The following is a 21,309-nucleotide window of genomic DNA, read 5'->3' as shown; positions in this document are numbered from 1 at the left end:
CGTGGACGGGGCTCAGCCGACGTCGAGCAGGCGGGCCAGGGTGGCCGCGTTGGTCTGGGCGAAGTCGCGGTAGCAGTTGTTCGTGAGCACGTGCGTACGCTCGGCCTGACCGGCCAGCTCACGCAGCTTCGGCGCCCACGCGCGCAGTTCCGGGTCGGAGTAGTGGTAGCCGAACTTCTCGTGGATGTCCTTGCTGGTCCACCGGTCACTGTGGCCGTGGAAACGGACCACGGCCAGGTCGGCGGTGGCCGCCAGCACCGGCGGGACCGACGAGCGGTGCCCCTGGGGCATGTCCACGCAGACGTACGTCAGCCGGTGCCGGCGCAGGAAGTCGAGGGTCTCGTCGGCGTTGTCCCCGGCGAACCAGGAGGCGTGCCGGAACTCGAAGGCCGGCCGCAGCGGGGCACACCGTCGCGACACCTCCAACAGGTACTGCTTGTTCTCCCGCCGGATGGTGAACCAGGGCGGGAACTGGAACAGCAACGCGCCGAGCTTGCCTGCGGCGACCAGCGGATCCAGGGCGGTGAGGAACCGGCTCCAGACCTCCTCGTACGCCTGGGCCGTCAGGTCACCGGGGTAGACGTTCCGCTTCTCCGTCTCCGGGCGCAGGTCCCGGTACAGGGCGGACACCCGGGTCGGGTGTCCGGTGAGGAGGCTGAACGCCTTCACGTTGAAGGTGAACCCGGCCGGGGTGCGCTCGGCCCAGAGCCGGGCGGTCCGTTCGGCCGGGGGCGCGTAGTAGGTGGCGTCCACCTCGACCAGGGAGAAACGACTGGCGTAGTAGGCCAGGCGCTTCTCCGGGGTGTCCGCGTCGGGCGGATACCACCCCGACTCCAGCAGGGTGGCGTCCGTCCAGGAGGCGGTGCCGACCAGGATGCGACCCACGGCGGTCAACTCCACCGCCCCGGCGACGCGACCGGGGCGGTGGGCGGCGTACCGGGACTCAGGCGGCCCGCCGTTCCCGGGACTGCTTGCAGGCGACGCAGGTGGTGGCGGAGGGGAAGATCTCCAGCCGCTCGACCGGGATCGGATCGGAGCAGCCCTCGCAGTGGCCGTACGTGCCCTCCGCGAGTCGGGCCAGGGCGTGCTCGAACTGGGCCCGCCGGTCGAGGATGGTCCGCAGCAGGGACTGCGCGGTGTCCCGCTCGGCCGTCTTGGTGCCGCTGTCGGCCTGGTCGTCCCCGGCGGTGTCACCGACCTCCACCAGCCGGAGCACCTGGCTCTCCTGCATCGTCTGCTCGTACTCGCCGGAGAGTTCGTCGTAGCGGGCCTGCAGGGCGAGGCGGATCCGGTCGATCTCCTCCTGGGAGCGCCCCGTACCGACCGTGTCGTGGACGAGCATCGCTGTCTGCCTTTCCTCGGGCTCGTTGGACCCCGGGTAGCCGGGTGTACGCCCGGCGACGGTCCGCTTGTGAGCCGGGCGAATACCCGCGCCCACCGGCGATCAAACCGGCGACTTTCCGGCGTCGGCTCACCCGGCGGCCTCCACCAGCGCCGGGTGCCGGGGATCGTCGACACGGACCACCACGTCGGCGAAGGACTCTGGGGCGACCTCCTCGGCGTAGCGGGCGAAGGCGGGCAGGATCCACGCCTGCTCGGGATCGGTCCGGCGGCGCAGCGCGGCTGCCGAGAGCACCAGGTGGACGGTGAGGTCGAAGGGCAGCCCGCCGCCGAGCAGCAGCGGTCCGCTGACCAGGACCACGCCGCCGGGTGGCAGACGCACGTACCCGGCCCGGCTGGCCCGGTCGGTGCCGGCATCCCAGAGGGACGGCAGCAACTGGCCGGTGCCGTCGGGGCCGGCCGGGTCCAGCACCTCGCGGCGCAGCCCCACCTCGTCGAACCAGCCGAGGTAGTAGCTGTCGGGGTTGGTCCGGCCGTGTTCCAGGCGGACCGAGGCCGGCCGCAGGAAGTCGGTGGTGCGGACGTGCAGCACCGGGCGACCGGCGGCGCGCAGCGGGTCGACCAGTGCCTCGGCCAGCACGTCCGGGTCGGCGGCGGGCGGGCCGTCCACCGCGACCCGTAGGCGTCCGGCGACCGGGGTGCCGACCAGCCGGTCGGTCAACGCGACGACGAGCCGTTCGGGTGAGATGGGTCGGATCCGCATCCGACCATGGTGCCGGACCGGACCGGGGCGGCCCCGAGGACGCCTCGACCGGAGCCGGACAGCCTAGACCGAGCCGGACGGCCACGACCGAGCCGGACAGCCTTGACGGGACCGGACGGACACGACCGAGCCGGACGGACACGACCGAGCCGGACGGACACGACGGGTGCGGCCCGCCGGGCCCGAACCCGCGTCCGGCGCTGCGGTCGACGCAGGCGGACGGCGTCAGCCGGTGCGGTCGACGGTCACCCGGGCGTCGTCGGCGAGCCGGTAGCCGACCCCGTAGACCGTGGTGACCAGTGGGACGTCCACCCCGACCTTGCCACGCAACCGCCGGACGTGCACGTCGACGGTGCGCACCCCGGCGTGTTCGTACCCCCAGACGGCGTTGAGCAGTTGCAGCCGGGTGAAGACCCGTCGGGGATGGGCGACCAGGTGCAGCAGCAGGTCGAACTCCAGGCGGGTCAGGGGCAGCGGCTCCCCGTCGCGCAGCACCGACCGGGAGGCGGCGAGGATGTGCAGCGCCGGCACGGTGGGCGCGGCCGGAGGGCGGGACGACGACCGGCCGGCCGGGACGGGATCCGGCCGCCGCTCCGGGGCGGGGCCGGTGGTGACGATTCCCTCCCCCCGCTCCAACAACTCCCGGGCCGCCTCGAGCAGCCGGCGGGCGGGCGGGGTCAGCGCCTCCTCGGAGGCCAGCGGGATGGACAGGGTCACGGTGAGGACCGGGGCCGCTGTGCCGGAGGGACGACGTTGCCCGGCGGGAGGACGACCGGGGACCACGGGCTGGGACGTATGCCATCCGGCGCGCGACGAGGCGGGGCTGACCGACATGGTCCTCCTTGGCTGGTCCAGTGTCTCCCCACGGCCCGGGAACGCTCCTGTGATCGATATTTCCCGGTCCCCGTACGAGAATCAAGGGCGGCCGTGTTGCTGGAATGTGACAATCGGCGAACGCATCGGAGCCGACCGCTCGCTCTGCGTACGGCGCTTGATGATTACAGCAGAAGCGCCGGGATGACCCGATGCGGGGGTGCCCTGCGGCTTTCACATCCTTATGGCGGCGCTTGGGGAGATCCGGCCCGGCCGGAGAGGGCTCAGTGGTCGCGGTCGATGAGCACCGGGGCGTCGTCGGCGAGCCGGTAGCCGACGCCGTGGACGGTGGTCACCAGCGGGACGTCGTCGCCGACCTTGGCGCGCAGGCGACGCACGTGCACGTCCACCGTTCGGGTGACGGAGTGTTCGTGCCCCCAGACACCGGCCAGCAGTTGCCGCCGGGTGAAGACGCGCCGCGGGTGCTCGGCGAGGAAGAGCAGCAGGTCGAACTCGATGCGGGTCAGGCCCACCGGTCGGGAGCCCCGGCGCGCGTTCCGGGCGGCGACCGAGAGGACCAGGGTGTCCGGGCCGGGCCGGCGGGGCCGGGGCGCCGGTTCCGGTCGGGACGCCGGTTCCGGTCGGGACGCCACCACGGCGGGGACGGCGGGCGCCGGACGGTCCGACTCCGTCCCGTGCACCCGCAGCACCCCCTCGCCGGTGGCGGCCAACTCGTTGAGGAGTTCGACCAGGCGGGGGGTCACCGCACCGGGTGCGACGTCGACGGTGATGGTCACCAGCGGCGTCGCCCGGGGTCGCGGCGGTGCGACCAGGCGGGGCATCGGGTACGGATGCGCGGACGTGGCGAAGACGGACATGCTGCCTCCCGGTTCGGGGTGCCGCGCGACGCGCCGGGGTCGGCGGTCAGAGCGGCGTGGGTCGGACTGCCACCGGCGCGACGGATGACGCCGGCGGTCTCAGGACGGTCGGGCCGAGCGTGGGTAGCCCGGCGATGGACCAGGCGGCGAAGCCGCCGACGATGTCGGTGGCGTGGCGCAGGCCGATCTCCTGCAACGCGGCCGCGGCCAACGACGAGGTGTAGCCCTCCTGGCAGAGGACGACGACCCGCAGGTCGTAGTCGACGACCTGCGGCAGCCGGGCGGCGCACCGCGGGTCGAAGCGCCACTCGAGGACGTTGCGTTCGACCGCCAGCGCGCCCGGGACGGTGCCGTGCGCGGCCCGCTGGGCGGCCGGGCGGATGTCGACCAGCAGCGCGCCGCGCCGGTGGGCCAGATGGGCCCCCTCCGGGTCGAGCCGGCGCAGCCGCGTCCGGGCGTCGGCGAGGATCTCGTCGATTCCCCGGGAGCCCGGGGGCGCGGCGACGGCCGGTCCGGCGGGCACGGTGACCGAGGGGTCGGGACGCGTCGCGGTGGACGGGCCGGGCGGACAGTGCGGGGTCGGGCGCATCGTGGGTCCTCCGGTACGACGGGAGTCGCCGACGCCGGGCCGGGCGACGGGGCGGGCGACGGGGCGGGCGACGGGGTTCAGGGCCCTCACCAGGCGACGCCGGCGAGGGCGACCTCGGCGACCCGGAGTCGGCCGTCGGTGAGGCGGTAGCGGGTCATCCGGTGCAGGGCGGGGCGGTAGACGTGCAGGCTCACCGCCGGCTGGTCACCCCGGTTGGTCACCCGGTGCACGTGGCGCGGGCCGAACCGCCGGCCGGTTCCCGCGGTGAGCGGCCGGGGACGCAGGCTCCCACCGGAGACGACCTCCTCGGTCAGGACGCCGGAGACCACCAGGAAGGCGCCGGAGGAACCGCCGTGGTCGTGCAGGTCGGTGCCCTGCCCGGGGAGCCAGCTGAGCAGCCAGACCTCGTGGTCCACCCCGGCCGCGAGCCGGGCGTACCACCGCTCGACGGGGTCGAAGCGGACCGGCGGTCGCGACGCGGCATGCCGGCGGGCGACGGCGAGCAGGTCCGTTTCGTGCGGACGGTCCATGGCGGTTCCTCGTGACGCTGGGCGACGAAAGCGCACCCAGAATAACCGCTAAAACCTAGCGGATTAGTATGCTTTCCCAGCTGTTGGGACGGCGGTCGCGGAGGGGCTGAGGTGTTTGCAGGGGACCCCTCCTCGACAAAAAGCGGTAACAGGGGACCCCTGCTACCACCCCACCCCACCCCCACCCCGCCTCCAGGACGTCAGCGCCGGACCGGCGGGTCCACCCGGTAGCCGGGCACCGAGGGCCAGCGGACGGTGACCAGCACCGACTCCCGCTCGGCGTACCAGGAGTGGTCGACGCCCCGGCCCCAGAGCACGTAGTCACCGGGCTCGCGCAACCGGACCGTCCGATCCGGCAACTCCACCCGGAAGGCTCCGCTGACCAGCACCAGCAGGGCGGTACGGCACTCGTCGGTCGCCCACCGGGACCGGCTCTCCCCCGCCGCGTGCACGCCCCACTTCACCTCCACGTCGGTGCTGTGGCGCGGATCCCCGGCGGGCCTGAAGTGGCCCAGCAGCCAGCCGCCCTCCCCGGCCCCGTCCACACCCGCGTTGCCCACGTACACGCTCTCGTCCATGTCCTCCCCGTCCGTCAAGGCGCAGCAGGTTAACAGCCCGGCGTGACTAGGCTGGTGCGGTGACGGACGAACTCGACGACGAGACCATCGCCTTCGCCCACCGGATGTTCGACCTGGCCCGGGGCGGCGTCACCGGGGAGTTGGCCGGACAGGTCGACGCCGGGTTGCCGGTCAACCTGACCAATGCCAAGGGCGACACGCTGCTCATCCTCGCGGCGTACCACGCCCACCCGGAGACGGTGGCCGCCCTGCTGGCCCGGGGCGCCGACCCCGGCCGCACCAACGACCGGGGGCAGACCGCGCTCGCCGCCGCCGTGTTCCGGAAGAACGGCCCGGCCGTCCGGGCGCTGCTCGACGCGGGCGCGGACCCGGACCACGGCAGCCCCTCGGCGACGGAGACCGCCCGTTTCTTCGACCTGCCGGAGATGCTGGCGCTGCTCGGCCGCGAGTGAACCGTCGCGGCGGCGGCACGGCAGGGCGCGCACCCGGTATACAGGAGACCGTGGAGGATCCCCTGCCCGAACAGATGCGCGTCGCCGCCGGGACGTTGCTGGCCGCCCTCGACGGCCCGGCCCGCACCCGCGTCGCCCACCCCTTCGACGACGACGCCCGCCGCCGCCTGGAGTACCGGCCGCGTCCCCGGGCCGGGGTCTGCCTGGCCGACCTCGACCGGGCCGGCCGCAAGGCCACCCACCGCCTGCTCGCCACCGCGCTGAGTCCGCACGCGTACGCCCAGGCCATGGCGATCATGTCCCTGGAGGAGGTGCTCGACCGGGCGGAGGGATGGCGCCGGGGCCGGCACAGCGCCGACTACTGGGTGGCCGTCTTCGGTGATCCGGCGCGCGACGACCGGTGGTCCTGGCGGGTCGAGGGACACCACCTGTCGGTCAGCATGACCGTGGTGGACGACCAGGTCGCCGCCGCTCCCCTCTTCCTCGGCGCGAACCCCGCCGCCGTCCGGCACGCCGGGCGGACGGTCTCCCGGCCCCTCGCCGCCGAGGAGGACCTCGCGCGGGCCCTGCTGGACGCGATGGGCGCGCCCGCCCGGGCCGCCGCCGTCGTGGACGACCACGCCCCCGACGACATCATCAGCGCCACACGCCCGACCGCGCCCGGACGCATCGACCCGCTCGGCGTGCCCGCCAGCCGGCTCGGGCCCACCGGGCGGGCCCTGCTCGACCAACTGGTCGCCCTCTACCTGGACCGGCTCCCGCCGGAACTGGCCGCCCGGGAGGCCCGCCGGCTCGACGGTGACGAGCTGCACTTCGCCTGGGCCGGACCGACCGCGCCCGGGCTCCGTCACTACTACCGGGTCCAGGGCGAGGACCTGCTGATCGAGTACGACAACACCGCCGCCGACGGCAACCACGCGCACACCGTGCTGCGCCGCCCGTCGGCCGACTTCGGCGCGGACCTGCTCGCCGCCCACCACGCCGAGGCCCACCGCCACGACGGCTGAGCCGCTCAGTCCGGCCTGACCGCCTCGATCAGGAACCGTCGGGCGTGGGCGACGAACTCCCCCTCGGCCTCGATCCGCTCGTGCAGACGACGCAACTGCGGGCGGTACCGGTCCACGGTGAAGTCCGGGACCGTCCAGACCACCTTGCGCAGGAAGTAGACCACCGCCGCGATGTCGCGGAAGACGGTCCGCAGGGTGGCCGCCCGCAGGTCGACCACGCGCAGCCCGGCGGCCCGGGCGGCCGCGGCGGCCATCTCCGGTCGTTGGCTGTCCCGCGGCGGACGAGGGCCGACGAACGCCTCGGACAGTTCCCGGACCGTACCGGCGCCGATCTGCTGGGAAAGGTACCGTCCGCCGGGGCGCAGCACCCGGGCCACCTCGGGCCAGCAGGTGTGCACCGGGTGCCGGCTGGTCACCAGGTCGAACACGGCGTCCCGGAAGGGCAGCGGTGGCCGGTCGGCGACGGCGACCACGGTCGCGCCCAGACCTCGCAGCGTGCGGCGGGCGACCTCGACGTTCGGCGGCCACGCCTCGGTGGCGACCAGCAGGCGGGGTGGGCGGGGTATCCCGGCGAGCACCTCACCACCGCCGGTGTCGAGGTCGAGGGCGGCCCCGGCGTCCGCCATCCGGTCGGCCAGCAGGGCAGCGTAGCCCCAGGGGGCGCGGTCCTCGCTGGCCCTACCGTGCAGCCAGGAGAAGTCCCAGCCCTGGACGGGGACGGCAGCCCCCTCGGTCACCAGCTCGTCGAAGTCGGTGGCGGACACCCGGGCAGTCTCGGCCATCCGGGCCGGCCCCGACAACGGGTTTCCGTCCCGCCCGAGCGGTGGCGGTGCTCATGGGCCCCGCCTGAACAGGGGCGATGCTCATGGGCCTGCCTGAACGGGGGCGGTGCTCATGGGGCCGCCCGAGCGGGGCGGTGGTCAGTTGACCGGACGGGCGGCGGGGCGGGTGAGCTCCACGGTGGACCCGGCCACGGCGCCGAGCGACTCCAGGCCGCCGGCCTCGGCGCGACCCCGGTCGAAGACCCGCACCAGGTGCGCGCCAAGGGCCACCCCGAGCGCGCCCACCCCGAGCGCGACCAACTCGGTGACGAACAGCGCGGCGGAGGCCCCCCGGTGTGGCGCGTCGGCCCGGACCAGGCAGGTCACCACGAAGATCGCCGCCATCGCGACGTTGACCACGTTGAAGCTGATCGCGGCGCGCCGGGTGCGACCGGCCGGCACGTCCCACAGGTCGACCATTCCGGCGACCCCGGTCATCGCGGCGGCGACCAACGCCGCCACCGACGTCCAGTAGCCCACCTCGCCGAGGAAGGCCGGCCCGCCGGCGAGGTCGAACAGGTCGAACAGGGTCGCGCAGACGAAGAGTCCGAACGGGAACGTCACCAGCATGGGTTGGATCGGGTGGCCGTGCACCCTCAGTCGGCTCTGCATGTCCCCTCCCCCGGCTCGGCGGCGATTCCGGGTTGCTACCCGGGCACCGCACGACGAAACGATCAGGCCCCCCGGGACCGGGAGACGGTGACCACCAGCCGCTCGGCGACCTCCCGTAACGGGATGGAGAGCGCCGAGGCGGCGCTGCGCAGCACCTGGAGCGCCTCCGGTGCGGGACAGCCCCGCTGGGTCATGATGACACCGATGGCCTGCCCGACCACACCCTCCTGGAGAAGACTTTCGTCGATCTCGTCGGCCAGCGCCGTCCGTCTCGCCCGGCCCCGCACCCCGGCCAGCAGCAACCCGGCGTGCTCGGCCAGGAGCATGGCGGTGAGCTGACGTCGCGCGGTCAACGCGTCCGGCGTGTCGGCGTACAGGTTGATCGCGCCGATGACGTGGTCGTCGACGTCCACCGGCGCGGCGAGCACCCCCCGGACGCCGAGGGTCCGGGCCCGCGCCGTCCAGGCCGGCCAGCGCTCCTCCGTGGCGAGGTCGGCGGAGAGGACCATCTCCCGGCGGTGGACGGCGCTCATCGCCGGGGAGTCGGGGCCGTGCCCGAGGTCGTCCAGCTCGGCCAGGCGCGGATCCGAGGCGGCCACACCGGCCGGTTCACCGGCCCGCAGCGCGGTGAACCCGCACCAGGTCACCCCCGGCACCGCGTCCCGGGCGACGATGACCAGCCGGGTCAACGCCTCGTCGAAGTCGGTGGTGTCGAGCAGGACGGCGGTCAGCTCGCGCAGCAGCGCCGCGGTCTCCAACACGCCCAGGTTCTCCGCGACCGGTTCGTGTGTATCCAGGTTCACCGGGGCGCAGCCTCCGTCGCCACCGCGCCGGACGCCGCTCCCCGCACCGCCAGCATCCTCATGTTCCCTCGTCTCACCGACTCAACGGACCCGCCCTACTACCCCCGGGAACCCGTCCCGAAACGGGGTAAAGCGGGCCCCTCCCGACGTGGGCCCACGTCGGGAGGGGCCCGGAGGGTCAGCGGGAACCGCTGCTCAGCCGCCGTCCCACCGAAGCGATCAACCGGTCCAGCTCGGAGCCGAACGGGTTGTCGTGCACGAGGTACGTCCAGGTGGCGCTGGGGCGGACGAGCTGCCCGGCGTCCGGCTCCCAGTCCTCGTCGAACTCGGTCTCGGTGAAGGTCGCGATGGTCCGCGCCTCGATCTCCGGGATCAGCGCGTTGAAGGCCGGTACGGCGGCCCGGTGGAACTCGTCGAGCGGGTCCAGCCGCCCCAGCGCCCGCAGGTGCACGCCTTCGCGGACCTCGGAGAGCTCGGCCAGGTGTTCCGCCCAGAGCCGGTCGGTGTGGTAGAGGGCGATCGACCGGGCGACCCGGGTGAGCAGGTCCTCGTCCATCTCGCCGGCCTTCTCCGGCACCCGGTCCAGCAGCATCAGCGCGGCGACCTCGCTGGTCAGCAGCCGCTCACGCCGCTCGGCGAGCGCCTTGCGCTGCTGCTCGATCACCACGCTGTACCGCCAGGTGTTGCGGTGGATCTCGTGGTTGACGCCCTCGGCGACCCGCTGGGCGTGCTCCACCGCGTAGTCGACCTGGGTGTCGGTGACCAGACCGTCGGCGTTCATCCGGGGCGACGCCGGGACGCTGTCGCCGGCGTGCCGGACGACCAGGTCGTCCTCCAGGCTGACGAAGAAGACCGACGCGCCCGGGTCGCCCTGCCGCCCGGCCCGGCCCCGGAGCTGGTCGTCGACCCGGCGGCTGTCGTGCCGGCCGCTGCCCATGACGTACAGGCCGCCCAGCTCGGCAACCCGCTCCCGGTCGGCCTGGTCGCTGCCGCCGAGCCGGATGTCGACACCCCGACCGGCCATCTGGGTGGAGACGGTCACCGCGCCGTACGCGCCGGCCTCGGCGATGATCGTCGCTTCCTCGTCGTCGTTCTTGGCGTTGAGCACCGCGCACGGCACGCCGGCCGCGTTGAGCCCGGCGGCGAGCTGCTCGGACTCCTTGACGTCGAGGGTGCCGACCAGCACCGGCCGCCCCGCGGAGTGGCAGCGCTTGATCTCGTCGATCAGCGCCTCCTCCTTCTCCGCCCGGGTCGCGTAGATGCGGTCCGGCTCGTCCTCCCGCACGCACGGGGTGTTCGGCGGGATCACCGCGACCTCGAGGGAGAAGAACTCGCGGAGCTGGTCGCCGACGAGCACCGCCGTGGCGGTCATCCCGCAGACCTTCGGGTAGAGGCCGATGAACGCCTGCACGGTGACGGTGCCGAGCACCTCGCCCTCGGCCGTGGCGTCCAGCCCCTCCTTCGCCTCCACCGCCGCCTGGAGCCCGTCGGGCCAGCGGCGGCGCTGGGCGACCCGGCCGCGCATCTCGTCGATCAGCTCGACCGTGCCGTCCCGGACGATGTAGTCGACGTCCCGGTGCAGCAGGGCGTGCGCGTGCAGCGCCACGTTCACCGCGGAGAGCTGCGCGACGTTCTCCTCGGCGTAGAGGTCGATCTCGCCGAGCTTGGCCTCGACGGCGGCCAGGCCGGCGCTGGTGAAGGCGGCGCTGCGACCGTCCTCGGCGACCGTGTAGTGCTTGCCCTTGCGCAGGCCGCGCACGACCGCGGCGGCGGTGTGCACCGGGTCCTGCTCACCCGGGACGGCACCGGCGAGCACCATCGGCACCCGGGCCTCGTCGATCAGGATCGAGTCGGCCTCGTCGACGATCGCGGTGCGCAGCGGCGGCTGCACCCGGTCGTCGATGTCGGTGACGAGCTGGTCGCGCAGGTAGTCGAAGCCGGCCTCGCTGACCGAGACGTAGGTGACGTCCCGGGCGTACGCCTCCTTCCGCTCCTCACGGGTGGAGGCCTCGTTGACCCAGCCGACGGTCAGGCCGAGCAGGGTGTAGACCGGCTCCATCCACTGGGCGTCCCGGCGGGCCAGGTAGTCGTTGACGGTGAGCACGTGCACCGGGCCGTTGCCGAGCCGGACGTGACCGTACGCGGCGACGGTCGCGGTGAGCGTCTTGCCCTCACCGGTGGCCATCTCGGCGACCTTGCCGGAGAGCAGCGCCATCGCGCCGAGCAGCTGCACGTCGTACGGACGCTGGTCGAGGCCCCGGCGGGCGGCCTCGCGACCGATCGCGCAGATCTCGACGTACCCGGAGGCGGCTTGCGCGGCCTCGGTCAGCTCGCCGTCGTCGAGCGCGGCGAGGTCCTCTTCCCGCGCCTCGATCTGTGGCAGCAGCTTCTCCAACGGAGCCAGGTCAACCGTGCTGCCCGGACGCTGGAGGAAGCGCCGGAACCTGCTCTTCAACCGTTGCGACACACCCATGAGCGGCAACGGTACGCGACCCGGGCCGGCTCGTGCGGCCCGGTCGCCACGCCCGGCCCCGGAGTGTCGCCGCGCCGCCCTCCGGGGCGGAGATCGACAGTGGTCGTCGTCGGGGCCGGACCGCGCGCGCTCAGCTCACCAGGAGCTGGTGGGTGGCGAGCTCACGGTAGAGCGGACTGCTGCCGGTCAGCTCGTCGTGGGTGCCGGCGGCGACCACCCGCCCACCGTCGAGGACCACGATCTGGTCGGAGTCGACCACCGTCGAGAGCCGGTGCGCCACGATCAGCAGGGTCCGCCGGACGGCGACCGCGTCGATCGCCCGCCGCAGGGCCGCCTCGTTCCGGGCGTCGAGGTTGCTGGTCGGCTCGTCCAGCAGCAGCACCGGCGGCCCGGCGAGCAGTGCCCGGGCGATGGCCAGCCGCTGCCGCTCCCCGCCGGAGAGGAGCACCCCGCCCTCGCCCACCGGCACGTCCAGCCCCTCGTCGGTCCGGGTCACCAGGTGCTGGAGGTTGACCTCGTCCAGGACGGCCAGCAGCCGCTCGTCGGTGGCGTCCGCGGCGGTGAGCAGCAGGTTCTGGCGCAGCGTGCCGGCGAGCACCGGGGCCTCCTGCTCGACGTAGCCGAGCCGGGACCGCAGCGCGTCGCGGGGCAGGTCCCGCACGTCCACCCCGTCCAGCCGCAGGGCGCCGGCGCTCACCTCGTAGAAGCGCTCGACCAGTGCCAGCAGGGTGGACTTGCCGGCGCCGGAGGGGCCGACCAGGGCGGTCCGGGTCCCGGCGGGGACGGTGAAACTGACCTCGTGCAGCACCGGCGGTCCACCCGGGTAGCCGAAGCCGACCCGGTCGAACTCGATCGCCGCCGGCACCGGCCCGCCGTCCCCGGAGGCGGCTGAGGTCGGACGGCCGTTCCCGACCACGGCCGGAGCGGGACGGCCGTTGCCGGAAGCGGCCGGAGCCGGAGCGGCCGGAGCCGGACGCCCGGAAGCGGCCGGAGCCGATCGGCCCTCCCCGGCAACGGCCGGAGCGACGGGGGCCGGTTCCGTCCGGCGGTGCGCGTCGGCGGCGCCCTCGACCGGCACGGTGAGGATCTCCTCGATCCGCTGGAGCGCGCCGAGACCGGTCTGGAGCTGGGTGAACGCGCTGAGCGCCTGCCCCAGCGGCAGGACCAGGAAGAAGAGGAACATGATGAAGGCGACCAGGTCCCCGACGCTGAGCACGCCGGCGGCCACCCGGGCCCCGCCGACCCCGAGCACCAGCAGGAACGCCCCCTGGACGGTGATCGAGCCGATCGGGCCGACCACCGCCTGCACCCGGGCGACCCGCAGCCCCGCCGCGTACGCCTGCTCCGCGCTGGCCACGACGGTGCCGGTCTCCCGCTCCTCGGCCCGGCTGGCCCGGATGGTCCGGGCCGCGGAGATGGCCCGCTCGACGGCGGAGGTCATCTCGCCGATCCGTTCCTGGGCGGCGCGGGCCAGGTCGCGCACCCGCCGGGCCACGGTGAGGGCGAAGCCGAGCCCGAGCGCCACCCCGGCGAGGGTCACCCCGAACAGCAACGGGTCCAGCAGGACCATCGCGACCGCCGCGCCGACCACCGTGACCACCCCGGTCACCAGCTCGAACAGGCCCGAGGTGACCACCGCCCGCAGCAGGGTGGTGTCCGAGCCGACCCGGGAGAGCAGGTCGCCGGTCCGGCGCTGGTCGTACTCGGCGATCGGCAGCCGCAGCAGGTGGCCGGCGAGCCGGCGGCGGGTGGTGAGCACCAGCCCCTCGGCGGTGCGTTGCAGCAGGTAGTCGCGGAACCCGGAGAGCACGGCCCCGGCCACGAGCGCGGCGACGAGCACGCCGACCAGGGAACCCACCGGACGGGACGCCGAGACCGCGTCGAGCAGCGACCGGGTGAGCAGCGGCTGGGCGAGCGCCGACGCGGCACCGAGCAGCGACAACACCCCCACCACGACGAGGGTCCCCCGGTGGGTGCGCAGGTACGGCAGGAGGGCGGCGAGTCCGACACGCGGAGCGGCTCCGGTGGTCACCGGACCACGGTAGCCGCCACGCGCATCCGCCCCGTGCCGCCCTCCCTTCGGGTGGTCGTTGCCCTGCTCTGGGGTGGTTGCAGGGGACCCCTGCTCGTCAAAAAGCGGTAGGAAGGGTCCCCTGCAACCACCCCAACAGGTTCAGCAGGTGAGCACGACCTGGAGCTCGTGGCGGCGTCGTTCGGCCAGGTCGGTGAGCAGGGTCGGGGCCTCGTCGAACGGGACCGTCGCCGAGACCAGGTGCTTGCGGATCAGGTCCCCGTGGGAGCGCAGCAGGTCGACCGTCTCGGCGGAGAGCCGCTCCCGGTCCCACGTCGGGGCGAGCCCGCGCGGCACCCGGCCGATCTGCGCGCACCGCAGCGCGAGCCCGTTGTGGTGGAACTCCTCGCCGAGCCGCACCTCGTCCGCCCCGGCCTGGTAGAAGGCCAGGTCGACGACGGTGCCCTGGGGGCGCAGCAGGCGCAACGCGAGATGCAGCGCCCAGGCCTGCCCCCGGCACTGGAACACCACGTCCGCGCCCCGGTCTCCCGGGCCGTGCGCCCAGCGGGTCTTGAGCACCACCGCCGGGTCGTCCGCGTCCGGGTCGAGGGTCTCCAGGCCGAGCGCCTCGGCGACCCGCCGGCGCTGCGGGGTCGGGTCGAGCACCACCACCGAGGCGGCCCCGCCCCGCTGGGCGAACAGGGCGGTGAGCAGCGCCACCACGCCGCTGCCGACCACCGCGACCCGGCGACCGGCCACCCCGTCGCCGAGCGACCGGACGTCGGTGCCGTGCAGGTCGGCGGCGGCGTGCAGCAGACCGTTGGCGCAGATCGGCCCCATGTGCGCGACGTAGACGCCGAGCAGCGGGTCGAGGTCGTCGGGGAGCGGGACGAACCGCTCGGCGAGCGGGTCGGCCACGTACCCGGTGCGGTGGCCGTAGGTCATCGCCCCGACGGCGCCGACCCGGATCGCCGGGGTGGCGCTCTCCACCACGCGGCCGACCTGCATGTACCCCAGCCGCCGAACCGGGTACGGGCTGGCCGCCCCGCCGGGCTGGAACAGACCGAGGTCCGCGTTCCAGGTGACGTGCAGGTACGGGTTGGTGCCCTTGACGTAGCTCAGCTCCGTGCCGGCCGAGACGCCGCTGTAGAGCGTCTCGACCCGGAAGGCGCCGTCGCGCAGTTCGGCGGCGTCCTGCTCGACCAGCTCGACCCGCCCGGGGCCGCTGACCACCACGACCCGCTCACGCACCGACGGTCACCCCCATCCGACTCGGCGTGGGCAGGGCCACCGGCCGGCCGGTGCGCGCGCTCTCGGCGACCGCGCAGGCCAGTCGCTGGGTGCCGAGGGCCTCGGCGTACGGGACCCGCACGTCGTCGCCGACGCCCCGGACCGCGTCGACGAAGGCCCGGTCGACGGCGACCCGAGCCCCGTCGGGATCGGCCCCGAACCGGCGTTCCCCGTCGGCGTCGCACACCGTCAGGCCGTCCTCGGCCAGCGTCAGCGCCAGCCTGTCGGCGACGATCTCCAACCCGGCCCGGTGTTTCCAGCCGAGCACGCAGGCGGCGGTGAGGGTGCCGACCGCGCCGCTGGCGAAGCGCGCCGCGGCCACGGTGACCGAGTCGATGTCCGCCTCGTCGACCGGCGGCGGCGTGCCGTCGCCGTACGCGGTTACCTCGGTGACCTCGCCAGCCAGGACCCGGATCAGGTCGAGTACGTGCGCCGCCTGCTCGACGACCGGCCCGCCCGAACGGTCCCGCCGGGTCCACCAGGCGACCGGCGGCACCTTGTCCAGCCAGCTGCCGCTGACCATCCGGACCGGGCGGTCGGCGAGCAGTTCGCGGGCCTGTTCCACCACGTGCAGGTAGCGCCAGTGGTGGCCGACCGCGGTGAGCAGGCCGCGCCGGGCGACCAGCTCGGCGATCCGCTCGGCGGTGTCCAGGTCGACCGCGACGGGCTTCTCGACGAACATCGGCACCCCGGCGTCGATCACCGCCTCCTCCACCGGCCCGTGGGCGAACGGCGGCACGCAGACGTAGACCGCGTCGCAGCCGGCGGCGAGCAGGTCCCCGACGTCGGGGTAGGTGCGCGCGCCGTACCGGCCGGCGAGGTCGCTCGCCGCCTCGTGGGCGACGTCGGTCACTCCGACCAGTTCGACGTCCTCGAAGCCGCTGAGCACCCGGGCGTGCCGCTGCGCGACCCCGCCGGCGCCCACCAGTCCCACCCGACATCCACCCATCCGAGCCTCCCGCCGCGTGTCCCTGCCGCAGGGACTGCCCGGGTGGTCCGGGGCACAAACGTTCACCCGGGGGAAATCGGGATGGTTGGGCCCTCTGATCAAGATGGGGGTGGGAATGCGGTTAGTCGGTGGTCCTGCTTGGGAAGACCCGACGCCACGTCCCGCGCACGACCTACGAGCGGACGGCAGCGGATATGGGGGTGTGCCCGTGCGGGACACGCAAGCGGTGGTCTCACCGGTGGTCGAGGCATGGGCCACCTACCGGACCAGCTCGGCGCAGGAGTGGACGGCGCGGCAGCTCGTCCGTGCGAAGGGTGACTGCCGGGTCAGCGTGGTGCTGCCGGCCCGGAACGAGGAGGCCACGGTCGGCGCGATCGTGTCGACGATCCGGGAGCACCTGGTCGACCGGGTGCCGCTGGTCGACGAGTTGATCGTGGTGGACTCGCGGTCCACCGACCGGACCGCCCAGGTGGCCCGCGCCGCCGGGGCGGAGGTGGTCGGCCAGGACGAGATGACCCGGTCGCTGCCCCGGCTGACCGGCAAGGGGGACGCGCTCTGGGCGGGGCTGGCCGCCGCGCGGGGGGACGTGGTGGCGTTCGTCGACGCCGACCTGCGGGAGTTCCGCCCGCACTTCGTGACCGGACTGCTGGGGCCGTTGCTCACCGACCCCGGCGTCGACTTCGTCAAGGGTTTCTACCACCGGCCGCTGGTCGGTCCGGCGAGCGTCGAGCCCGACGGGGGCGGCCGGGTCACCGAGCTGATGGCCCGTCCGCTGCTCAACCTCTTCTGGCCCGAGCTGGCCGGTTTCGTCCAGCCGCTGGCCGGGGAGTACGCCGGGCGGCGCGAGGTGCTGTCCCGGGTGCCGTTCGTCTCCGGCTACGGCGTGGAGACGGCCATGCTGATCGACCTGCTGGAGCTGGTCGGCCTGGACGCGCTGGCCCAGGTGGACCTGGGCGAGCGCAAGCACCGCCACCAGGACACCGCCGCCCTCGGGCGGATGTCGGCGCAGATCATGCTCACCGTCTGGTCCCGGCTGCAACGACGCGGCTGGGCCAATCCCGACGCCCGGCCGGCCGAGCTGCTCACCCAGTTCCGGCGGGGCGGCTCGGACACGTTGCCGAACCTCGACCGGGAGATCGTGGTCAACGACGTCTCGATCGAGGAACGTCCGCCCCTGGCGGACCTGCGCCACCTCGTTCCCCGTCGCCGCGTGGCGGCGGCGTGACCGTCCGCCGAGCCGGCGCCCTGGAGAGGGAGACCCCATGAGCCTCACCGTCCTGATGAACGCCGGCCCCTGGCTGTCCGTGCCCCCTCCGGGGTACGGCGGGATCGAGAACGTGGTCGCCACGCTCGTGCCGGAGCTGCGCCGGCTCGGGGTGCGGGTGGTCCTCGCCTCGGTGGGCACCAGCGCCCTGCCGGTCGACGAACTGGTGTCGGTCTTCCCCGACGGGCAGTTCTCCGCGCTGCAACGCCCGTACAACCAGGTGTGCGGGGTGGCCCAGGCGCACCTGGCCGGGGTGGCCCGCGAGCTGCGCTCCCGCGACGACGTCGACCTGGTCCACGACCACGTGGAGGCGGTCGGGCTGGCGACCCTGGCCGCGATGGGCCCGGACGCCCCACCGGCGCTGCACACCCTGCACTGGGACCTCGCCAAGCATCCCGCGCTCTACGGCCACCTCGACGGCGGCGCCCGGGTGCGGGTCAACGGGGTCTCCGCCGCCCAGCTCGCCCGGGCCCCGCAGGCGCTGCGTGACCACTCGGTGGGGCACGTGCACCTGGCCACCCCGCTGGCGGTGGACGCCCACCGCCGACCCCGTCCGCTCAAGGGCGACCACGTGGTCGTGCTGGGCCGGATCAACCCGGGCAAGGGGCAGGACGTCGCCGCCCGGCTGGCCCACCGGTACGCCTTCCCGCTGGTGCTGGCCGGCCCGGTCGGGCCGTACCACCGGCCGGAGGACCTGACGGCGGCGGGCGACGAGGCGCGGCAGAACCCGGACGTGCGGTTCTTCCTCGACGAGGTGGCCCCACACGTCGACGGCGACCGGGTGCGCTGGGTGGGCACGGTGGCCGGTCGGGACCGCGACGACCTGGTGGCCTCCGCCCGGTCCGTCCTGTTCCCGCTGCGCTGGGAGGAGCCGGGCGGCACGGCGGTGGTGGAGTCGCTGGCGCTGGGCACCCCGGTGGTCGCCACCGCGCGGGGTTGCCTGCCCGAACTGATCGACGACGGGCGCACCGGTCTGCTCACCCACGACGAGGAGCGGCTCGGTGAGCTGGTGCTCGCCGCCGGGCGGATCGACCCGGAGGAGTGCCGGCGGGAGGCCGCCGCCCGGTTCACCCCGGCGGTGATGGCGCAGCGGTACGTCGAGTTGTACGACCGGGTCCGACAGCTCGCCTCGGCCCGGTTGCAGCCGGTCTGAACCGGGTCTCCGGCCCCTGCGGCGGGTGCCCCCGGCCGGCGTTTCGAGACGCCGGCCGGGGGTACTTCTCGATCACCGAACAACGGACCCCAGGCACGTACGGAGCGAGCCCATGTCGAGGCGGATCACCTGCCAGGTACGCGATGACTCGCCCGTGACCGAGGTCCGGCTCGCCGGCACCCTCGACGTGGGGACCATGCGGTCCGTGCACGCCGTACTGCACCGTTGTCTCACCGCCCAACCCGACGCGCTCGTCGTCGACCTGGCCGGGGTGACCGTCCGGGACCGGCTGGCGCTCTCCGTCTTCGTCGCCGCCGCCCGCCAGGCGGCCGACTGGCCGGCCGTACCGATGGTGCTCTGCGCCCCGCCGCCGGAGGCGGCGAGCTGGCTCGCCGAGTCCACCGCCTGCCGGGTGCTGCCGGTCTGCCGGGACCGCGCCGAGGCCGGCCGGGAGATCGACGCGACCGCCGCGCCCCGACTGCGGGCCCGGCTCCAGCCGGTGGCGGACGCCTGTCGTCGGGCCCGGGAGCTGGCCCGGGACGCCTGCGGGCGGTGGAACGTGCCGGAGCTGGTCGGCCCGACCACGCTGGTGCTCAGCGAGCTGGTGGGCAACGTGGTCCGGCACGCCGGCACCCCGATGCAGGTCACCCTGACGCTGCGCCGGCCGTACCTGCACGTCGCGGTGGTGGACGGCAGCCGGGCCGCCGCCCGGCCCGCCGACCCGGACCACAGCGCCGAGGGTGGGCGCGGACTGCTGCTGGTACGGGAGCTGACCCAGCGTTGGGGCAGCTCACCGGCCGGGGACGGCAAGGTGGTCTGGGCGATGCTTCCCGCCATGTAGCATTACGCCTAATTTTTCCCTTCTCGCCTGGTTTCATAAGGAAGGCGACGGGTAGCCACGCCCGTCCTATCCGGCGCGCGGGCGGGGTGAGAAACGGCATGACCAGATCGACCACCACGGGGCCGGGTCACGACCGGGGACCGGCGATCCTCGCCCCGGCACGGTTCGGCGGCTACCCGGGGCCGGTCCGGCCGGCGCTGCCGGGCGGGAAGCTGACCCGCTTCCTCGCCACCACCGACCACAAGCAGATCGGACTGCTCTACCTGCTCACCTCGTTCGGCTTCTTCCTGGTCGCCGGGGTGCAGGCCCTGCTCATGCGCGGCGAGCTGGCCCGGCCGGGGATGCAGTTCCTCTCCCCCGAGCAGTACAACCAGCTCTTCACCGCGCACGGCACGGTCATGCTGCTGCTCTTCGCCACCCCGGCCGCGTTCGGCTTCGGCAACTACCTGGTGCCGATCCAGATCGGGGCGCCGGACGTGTCGTTCCCCCGGCTGAACGCGCTGGCCTACTGGCTCTTCCTGCTGGGCGGGCTGATGGTCCTCGGCGGCTTCTTCAACCCCGGCGGCGCGGCCGACTTCGGTTGGACCGCGTACACGCCGCTGAGCCGGGTCCAGCACTCCCCCGGGATCGGCGGGAACCTGTGGGTGATCGGCCTGGTGATCTCCGGGCTCGGCACCATCCTCGGCGCGGTCAACCTGATCGCCACCGTGCTCACCCTGCGCGCCCCGGGCATGACCATGTTCCGGATGCCGATCTTCACCTGGAACATGCTGCTCACCAGCGTGCTGGTGATCCTGGTCTTCCCGCTGCTGGCCGCCGCCCTGCTCGCGCTCGCCGCCGACCGTCTCCTCGGCGCCCACGTGTACGACCCGGACACCGGTGGCCCGCTGCTCTGGCAACACCTGTTCTGGTTCTTCGGCCATCCCGAGGTGTACATCATCGCGCTGCCGTTCTTCGGCATCATCACCGAGATCATCCCGGTCTTCGCCCGCAAGCCCATCTTCGGGTACAAGGGGCTGGTCGGGGCGACCATCGCGATCACCATCCTGTCGATGACCGTCTGGGCGCACCACATGTTCGGCACCGGCCAGGTGCTGCTGGCGTTCTTCAGCATCCTGAGCTACCTGATCGCGGTACCCACCGGGGTGAAGTTCTTCAACTGGATCGGCACGCTGTGGAAGGGGCAGATCACCTTCGAGACGCCGATGCTCTTCGCCGTCGGCTTCCTGGTGACCTTCCTGCTCGGCGGGCTGACCGGGGTGCTGCTGGCCTCCCCACCGGCCGACTTCCACCTCACCGACACGTACTTCGTGGTGGCCCACTTCCACTACGTGCTCTTCGGCACGGTGGTCTTCGCGCTCTTCGGCGGCTTCTACTTCTGGTGGCCGAAGATGACCGGCCGTCTGATGGACGAGCGACTGGGCAAGATCCACTTCTGGACGATGTTCGTCGGCTTCCACGGCACGTTCCTGGTGCAGCACTGGCTGGGCGCCGAGGGCTTTCCCCGCCGCTACGCCGACTACCTGCCCACCGACGGCTTCACCACCCTGAACACGGTGTCGACGGTCTCCTCGTTCGTCCTTGGCATCTCCACCCTGTTCTTCATGTGGAACGCCTGGAAGTCCTGGCGGTACGGGGCGATGGTCACGGTGGACGACCCGTGGGGCTTCGGCAACTCTCTGGAGTGGGCCACCACCTGCCCGCCCCCGCTACGCAACTTCGACCGGATGCCCCGGATCCGCTCCGAGCGCCCCGCGTTCGACGCCAAGTACGGTTCGCTCGTCTCCGACCTCGGCCGTGACCTGCCGCAGCGGTCCACCCGCCCACCCCAGCAGTTGCGGGAGGAGTTGCACCACGAGCGGCACATGCCGGAATCCCCGAGCGCCGCGGGCGCGCAGGGGGCGCGGGAGGCGGCCGCCTACCACCCGGCGCCCCAGTCCGGCGCCCGGCCGGTGGACGTGCCGGACCCGGACGAGGTGCTCCGGCCCAGCTTCGAGGGAACCGAGGAGCCGGAGAACCCCTTCGGCTCCCAGCAGGGGCCCGACGGTGACGACCGCTGGCGGCACCCACGCGGCCCCGGCGACCACCCGCCGTCGGAGCGCTGACCCGACCCGGCCGGCACCACGCCACTCACCCGTGGT

The 21,309-nt window shown here is 73.8% G+C and carries 21 protein-coding genes; 6 read left to right on the top strand and 15 right to left on the bottom strand.

Features of this window, described 5'->3' with window-relative positions:
* Positions 1–12: 12 nt before the first annotated feature.
* From QSK20_RS20570 to QSK20_RS20535, 8 genes are all read right to left on the bottom strand, one after another.
* Positions 13–885, bottom strand: a complete 873-nt coding sequence (locus QSK20_RS20570; RefSeq protein ID WP_285790218.1) for a DUF72 domain-containing protein — start codon at positions 883–885, stop codon at positions 13–15.
* A gap of 58 nt (positions 886–943) precedes the next feature.
* A complete protein-coding gene (locus QSK20_RS20565; protein ID WP_285790217.1) occupies positions 944–1,342 on the bottom strand; it encodes a TraR/DksA family transcriptional regulator in 399 nt (132 codons plus the stop codon).
* A 129-nt stretch (positions 1,343–1,471) separates the two neighbouring features.
* The gene (locus tag QSK20_RS20560; protein ID WP_285790216.1) at positions 1,472–2,104 is read right to left on the bottom strand and encodes a nucleoside/nucleotide kinase family protein; all 633 of its coding nucleotides are present in this window, start codon (positions 2,102–2,104) and stop codon (positions 1,472–1,474) included.
* A gap of 225 nt (positions 2,105–2,329) precedes the next feature.
* A complete protein-coding gene (locus QSK20_RS20555) occupies positions 2,330–2,938 on the bottom strand; it encodes a winged helix-turn-helix domain-containing protein (protein ID WP_285790215.1) in 609 nt (202 codons plus the stop codon).
* A 263-nt stretch (positions 2,939–3,201) separates the two neighbouring features.
* Positions 3,202–3,795, bottom strand: a complete 594-nt coding sequence (locus QSK20_RS20550; protein WP_285790214.1) for a winged helix-turn-helix domain-containing protein — start codon at positions 3,793–3,795, stop codon at positions 3,202–3,204.
* 46 nt (positions 3,796–3,841) lie between these two features.
* Complete coding sequence (locus QSK20_RS20545; protein WP_285790245.1) at positions 3,842–4,318, bottom strand: rhodanese-like domain-containing protein; 477 nt, start codon at positions 4,316–4,318, stop codon at positions 3,842–3,844.
* Positions 4,319–4,470: 152 nt separating this feature from the next.
* Complete coding sequence (locus tag QSK20_RS20540) at positions 4,471–4,914, bottom strand: cysteine dioxygenase (protein WP_285790213.1); 444 nt, start codon at positions 4,912–4,914, stop codon at positions 4,471–4,473.
* A 200-nt stretch (positions 4,915–5,114) separates the two neighbouring features.
* Positions 5,115–5,492, bottom strand: coding sequence for a cupin domain-containing protein (locus QSK20_RS20535; RefSeq protein WP_285790244.1), 378 nt, complete (start codon positions 5,490–5,492; stop codon positions 5,115–5,117).
* Between the two features lie 59 nt (positions 5,493–5,551).
* Here QSK20_RS20535 and QSK20_RS20530 point away from each other — a divergent pair, with 59 nt between their 5' ends.
* Together QSK20_RS20530 and QSK20_RS20525 are read left to right on the top strand one after the other, a co-directional pair.
* Positions 5,552–5,944, top strand: coding sequence for an ankyrin repeat domain-containing protein (locus QSK20_RS20530; protein WP_285790212.1), 393 nt, complete (start codon positions 5,552–5,554; stop codon positions 5,942–5,944).
* Between the two features lie 50 nt (positions 5,945–5,994).
* On the top strand, positions 5,995–6,951 hold the full coding sequence (locus QSK20_RS20525; protein ID WP_285790211.1) for a DUF3500 domain-containing protein: 957 nt from the start codon (positions 5,995–5,997) through the stop codon (positions 6,949–6,951).
* Positions 6,952–6,956: 5 nt separating this feature from the next.
* On the opposite strand, the gene QSK20_RS20520 is transcribed toward QSK20_RS20525, so the two are convergent.
* From QSK20_RS20520 to QSK20_RS20490, 7 genes are all read right to left on the bottom strand, one after another.
* Positions 6,957–7,715 carry a class I SAM-dependent methyltransferase gene (locus QSK20_RS20520; protein WP_285790210.1) on the bottom strand — a complete coding sequence of 253 codons (759 nt, stop codon included), beginning with the start codon at positions 7,713–7,715 and terminating at the stop codon, positions 6,957–6,959.
* A gap of 156 nt (positions 7,716–7,871) precedes the next feature.
* A complete protein-coding gene (locus QSK20_RS20515) occupies positions 7,872–8,384 on the bottom strand; it encodes a DUF2231 domain-containing protein (protein ID WP_285790209.1) in 513 nt (170 codons plus the stop codon).
* Between the two features lie 62 nt (positions 8,385–8,446).
* The gene (locus QSK20_RS20510; RefSeq protein ID WP_285790208.1) at positions 8,447–9,187 is read right to left on the bottom strand and encodes a GAF and ANTAR domain-containing protein; all 741 of its coding nucleotides are present in this window, start codon (positions 9,185–9,187) and stop codon (positions 8,447–8,449) included.
* A gap of 178 nt (positions 9,188–9,365) precedes the next feature.
* Complete coding sequence (secA2, locus tag QSK20_RS20505; RefSeq protein ID WP_285790207.1) at positions 9,366–11,660, bottom strand: accessory Sec system translocase SecA2; 2,295 nt, start codon at positions 11,658–11,660, stop codon at positions 9,366–9,368.
* A 130-nt stretch (positions 11,661–11,790) separates the two neighbouring features.
* Entirely contained in the window at positions 11,791–13,692 is a 1,902-nt protein-coding gene (locus QSK20_RS20500; RefSeq protein ID WP_285790206.1) for an ABC transporter ATP-binding protein, read from the bottom strand.
* Between the two features lie 141 nt (positions 13,693–13,833).
* A complete protein-coding gene (locus tag QSK20_RS20495; protein WP_285790205.1) occupies positions 13,834–14,922 on the bottom strand; it encodes a zinc-binding dehydrogenase in 1,089 nt (362 codons plus the stop codon).
* Positions 14,915–15,910 carry a Gfo/Idh/MocA family protein gene (locus QSK20_RS20490; protein WP_285790204.1) on the bottom strand — a complete coding sequence of 332 codons (996 nt, stop codon included), beginning with the start codon at positions 15,908–15,910 and terminating at the stop codon, positions 14,915–14,917. The genes QSK20_RS20495 and QSK20_RS20490 overlap by 8 nt, the downstream gene beginning before the upstream one ends.
* A gap of 208 nt (positions 15,911–16,118) precedes the next feature.
* Between QSK20_RS20490 and QSK20_RS20485 the strand changes: the two genes are divergently transcribed.
* From QSK20_RS20485 to ctaD, 4 genes are all read left to right on the top strand, one after another.
* Positions 16,119–17,135 carry a glucosyl-3-phosphoglycerate synthase gene (locus tag QSK20_RS20485; RefSeq protein WP_285790203.1) on the top strand — a complete coding sequence of 339 codons (1,017 nt, stop codon included), beginning with the start codon at positions 16,119–16,121 and terminating at the stop codon, positions 17,133–17,135.
* Positions 17,136–17,172: 37 nt separating this feature from the next.
* Positions 17,173–18,327 (top strand): glycosyltransferase, encoded by a 1,155-nt coding sequence (locus QSK20_RS20480; RefSeq protein ID WP_285790202.1) that lies wholly within the window; start codon positions 17,173–17,175, stop codon positions 18,325–18,327.
* A 112-nt stretch (positions 18,328–18,439) separates the two neighbouring features.
* The gene (locus QSK20_RS20475) at positions 18,440–19,168 is read left to right on the top strand and encodes an ATP-binding protein (protein WP_285790201.1); all 729 of its coding nucleotides are present in this window, start codon (positions 18,440–18,442) and stop codon (positions 19,166–19,168) included.
* A 98-nt stretch (positions 19,169–19,266) separates the two neighbouring features.
* Entirely contained in the window at positions 19,267–21,273 is a 2,007-nt protein-coding gene (gene ctaD / locus QSK20_RS20470; protein WP_285790200.1) for an aa3-type cytochrome oxidase subunit I, read from the top strand.
* Positions 21,274–21,309: the final 36 nt, after the last annotated feature.

Source organism: Micromonospora sp. NBRC 101691 (genome assembly GCF_030269285.1).
GTDB lineage: Bacteria > Actinomycetota > Actinomycetes > Mycobacteriales > Micromonosporaceae > Micromonospora > Micromonospora echinospora.
The sequence above is the reverse complement of the archived record's forward strand: the minus strand, read 5'-3'. Positions and strand labels throughout refer to the sequence as shown.

What these genes read in the sequence shown, in the direction of transcription:
- QSK20_RS20565 (WP_285790217.1), bottom strand. Translation starts at nt 1,342, where the DNA reads ATGCTCGTCCACGACACGGTCGGTACGGGGCGCTCCCAGGAGGAGATC.
- secA2 (WP_285790207.1), bottom strand. Translation starts at nt 11,660, where the DNA reads ATGGGTGTGTCGCAACGGTTGAAGAGCAGGTTCCGGCGCTTCCTCCAG.
- QSK20_RS20535 (WP_285790244.1), bottom strand. Translation starts at nt 5,492, where the DNA reads ATGGACGAGAGCGTGTACGTGGGCAACGCGGGTGTGGACGGGGCCGGG.
- QSK20_RS20475 (WP_285790201.1), top strand. Translation starts at nt 18,440, where the DNA reads ATGTCGAGGCGGATCACCTGCCAGGTACGCGATGACTCGCCCGTGACC.
- QSK20_RS20540 (WP_285790213.1), bottom strand. Translation starts at nt 4,914, where the DNA reads ATGGACCGTCCGCACGAAACGGACCTGCTCGCCGTCGCCCGCCGGCAT.
- QSK20_RS20480 (WP_285790202.1), top strand. Translation starts at nt 17,173, where the DNA reads ATGAGCCTCACCGTCCTGATGAACGCCGGCCCCTGGCTGTCCGTGCCC.
- QSK20_RS20560 (WP_285790216.1), bottom strand. Translation starts at nt 2,104, where the DNA reads ATGCGGATCCGACCCATCTCACCCGAACGGCTCGTCGTCGCGTTGACC.
- QSK20_RS20550 (WP_285790214.1), bottom strand. Translation starts at nt 3,795, where the DNA reads ATGTCCGTCTTCGCCACGTCCGCGCATCCGTACCCGATGCCCCGCCTG.
- QSK20_RS20555 (WP_285790215.1), bottom strand. Translation starts at nt 2,938, where the DNA reads ATGTCGGTCAGCCCCGCCTCGTCGCGCGCCGGATGGCATACGTCCCAG.
- QSK20_RS20515 (WP_285790209.1), bottom strand. Translation starts at nt 8,384, where the DNA reads ATGCAGAGCCGACTGAGGGTGCACGGCCACCCGATCCAACCCATGCTG.
- QSK20_RS20490 (WP_285790204.1), bottom strand. Translation starts at nt 15,910, where the DNA reads ATGGGTGGATGTCGGGTGGGACTGGTGGGCGCCGGCGGGGTCGCGCAG.
- ctaD (WP_285790200.1), top strand. Translation starts at nt 19,267, where the DNA reads ATGACCAGATCGACCACCACGGGGCCGGGTCACGACCGGGGACCGGCG.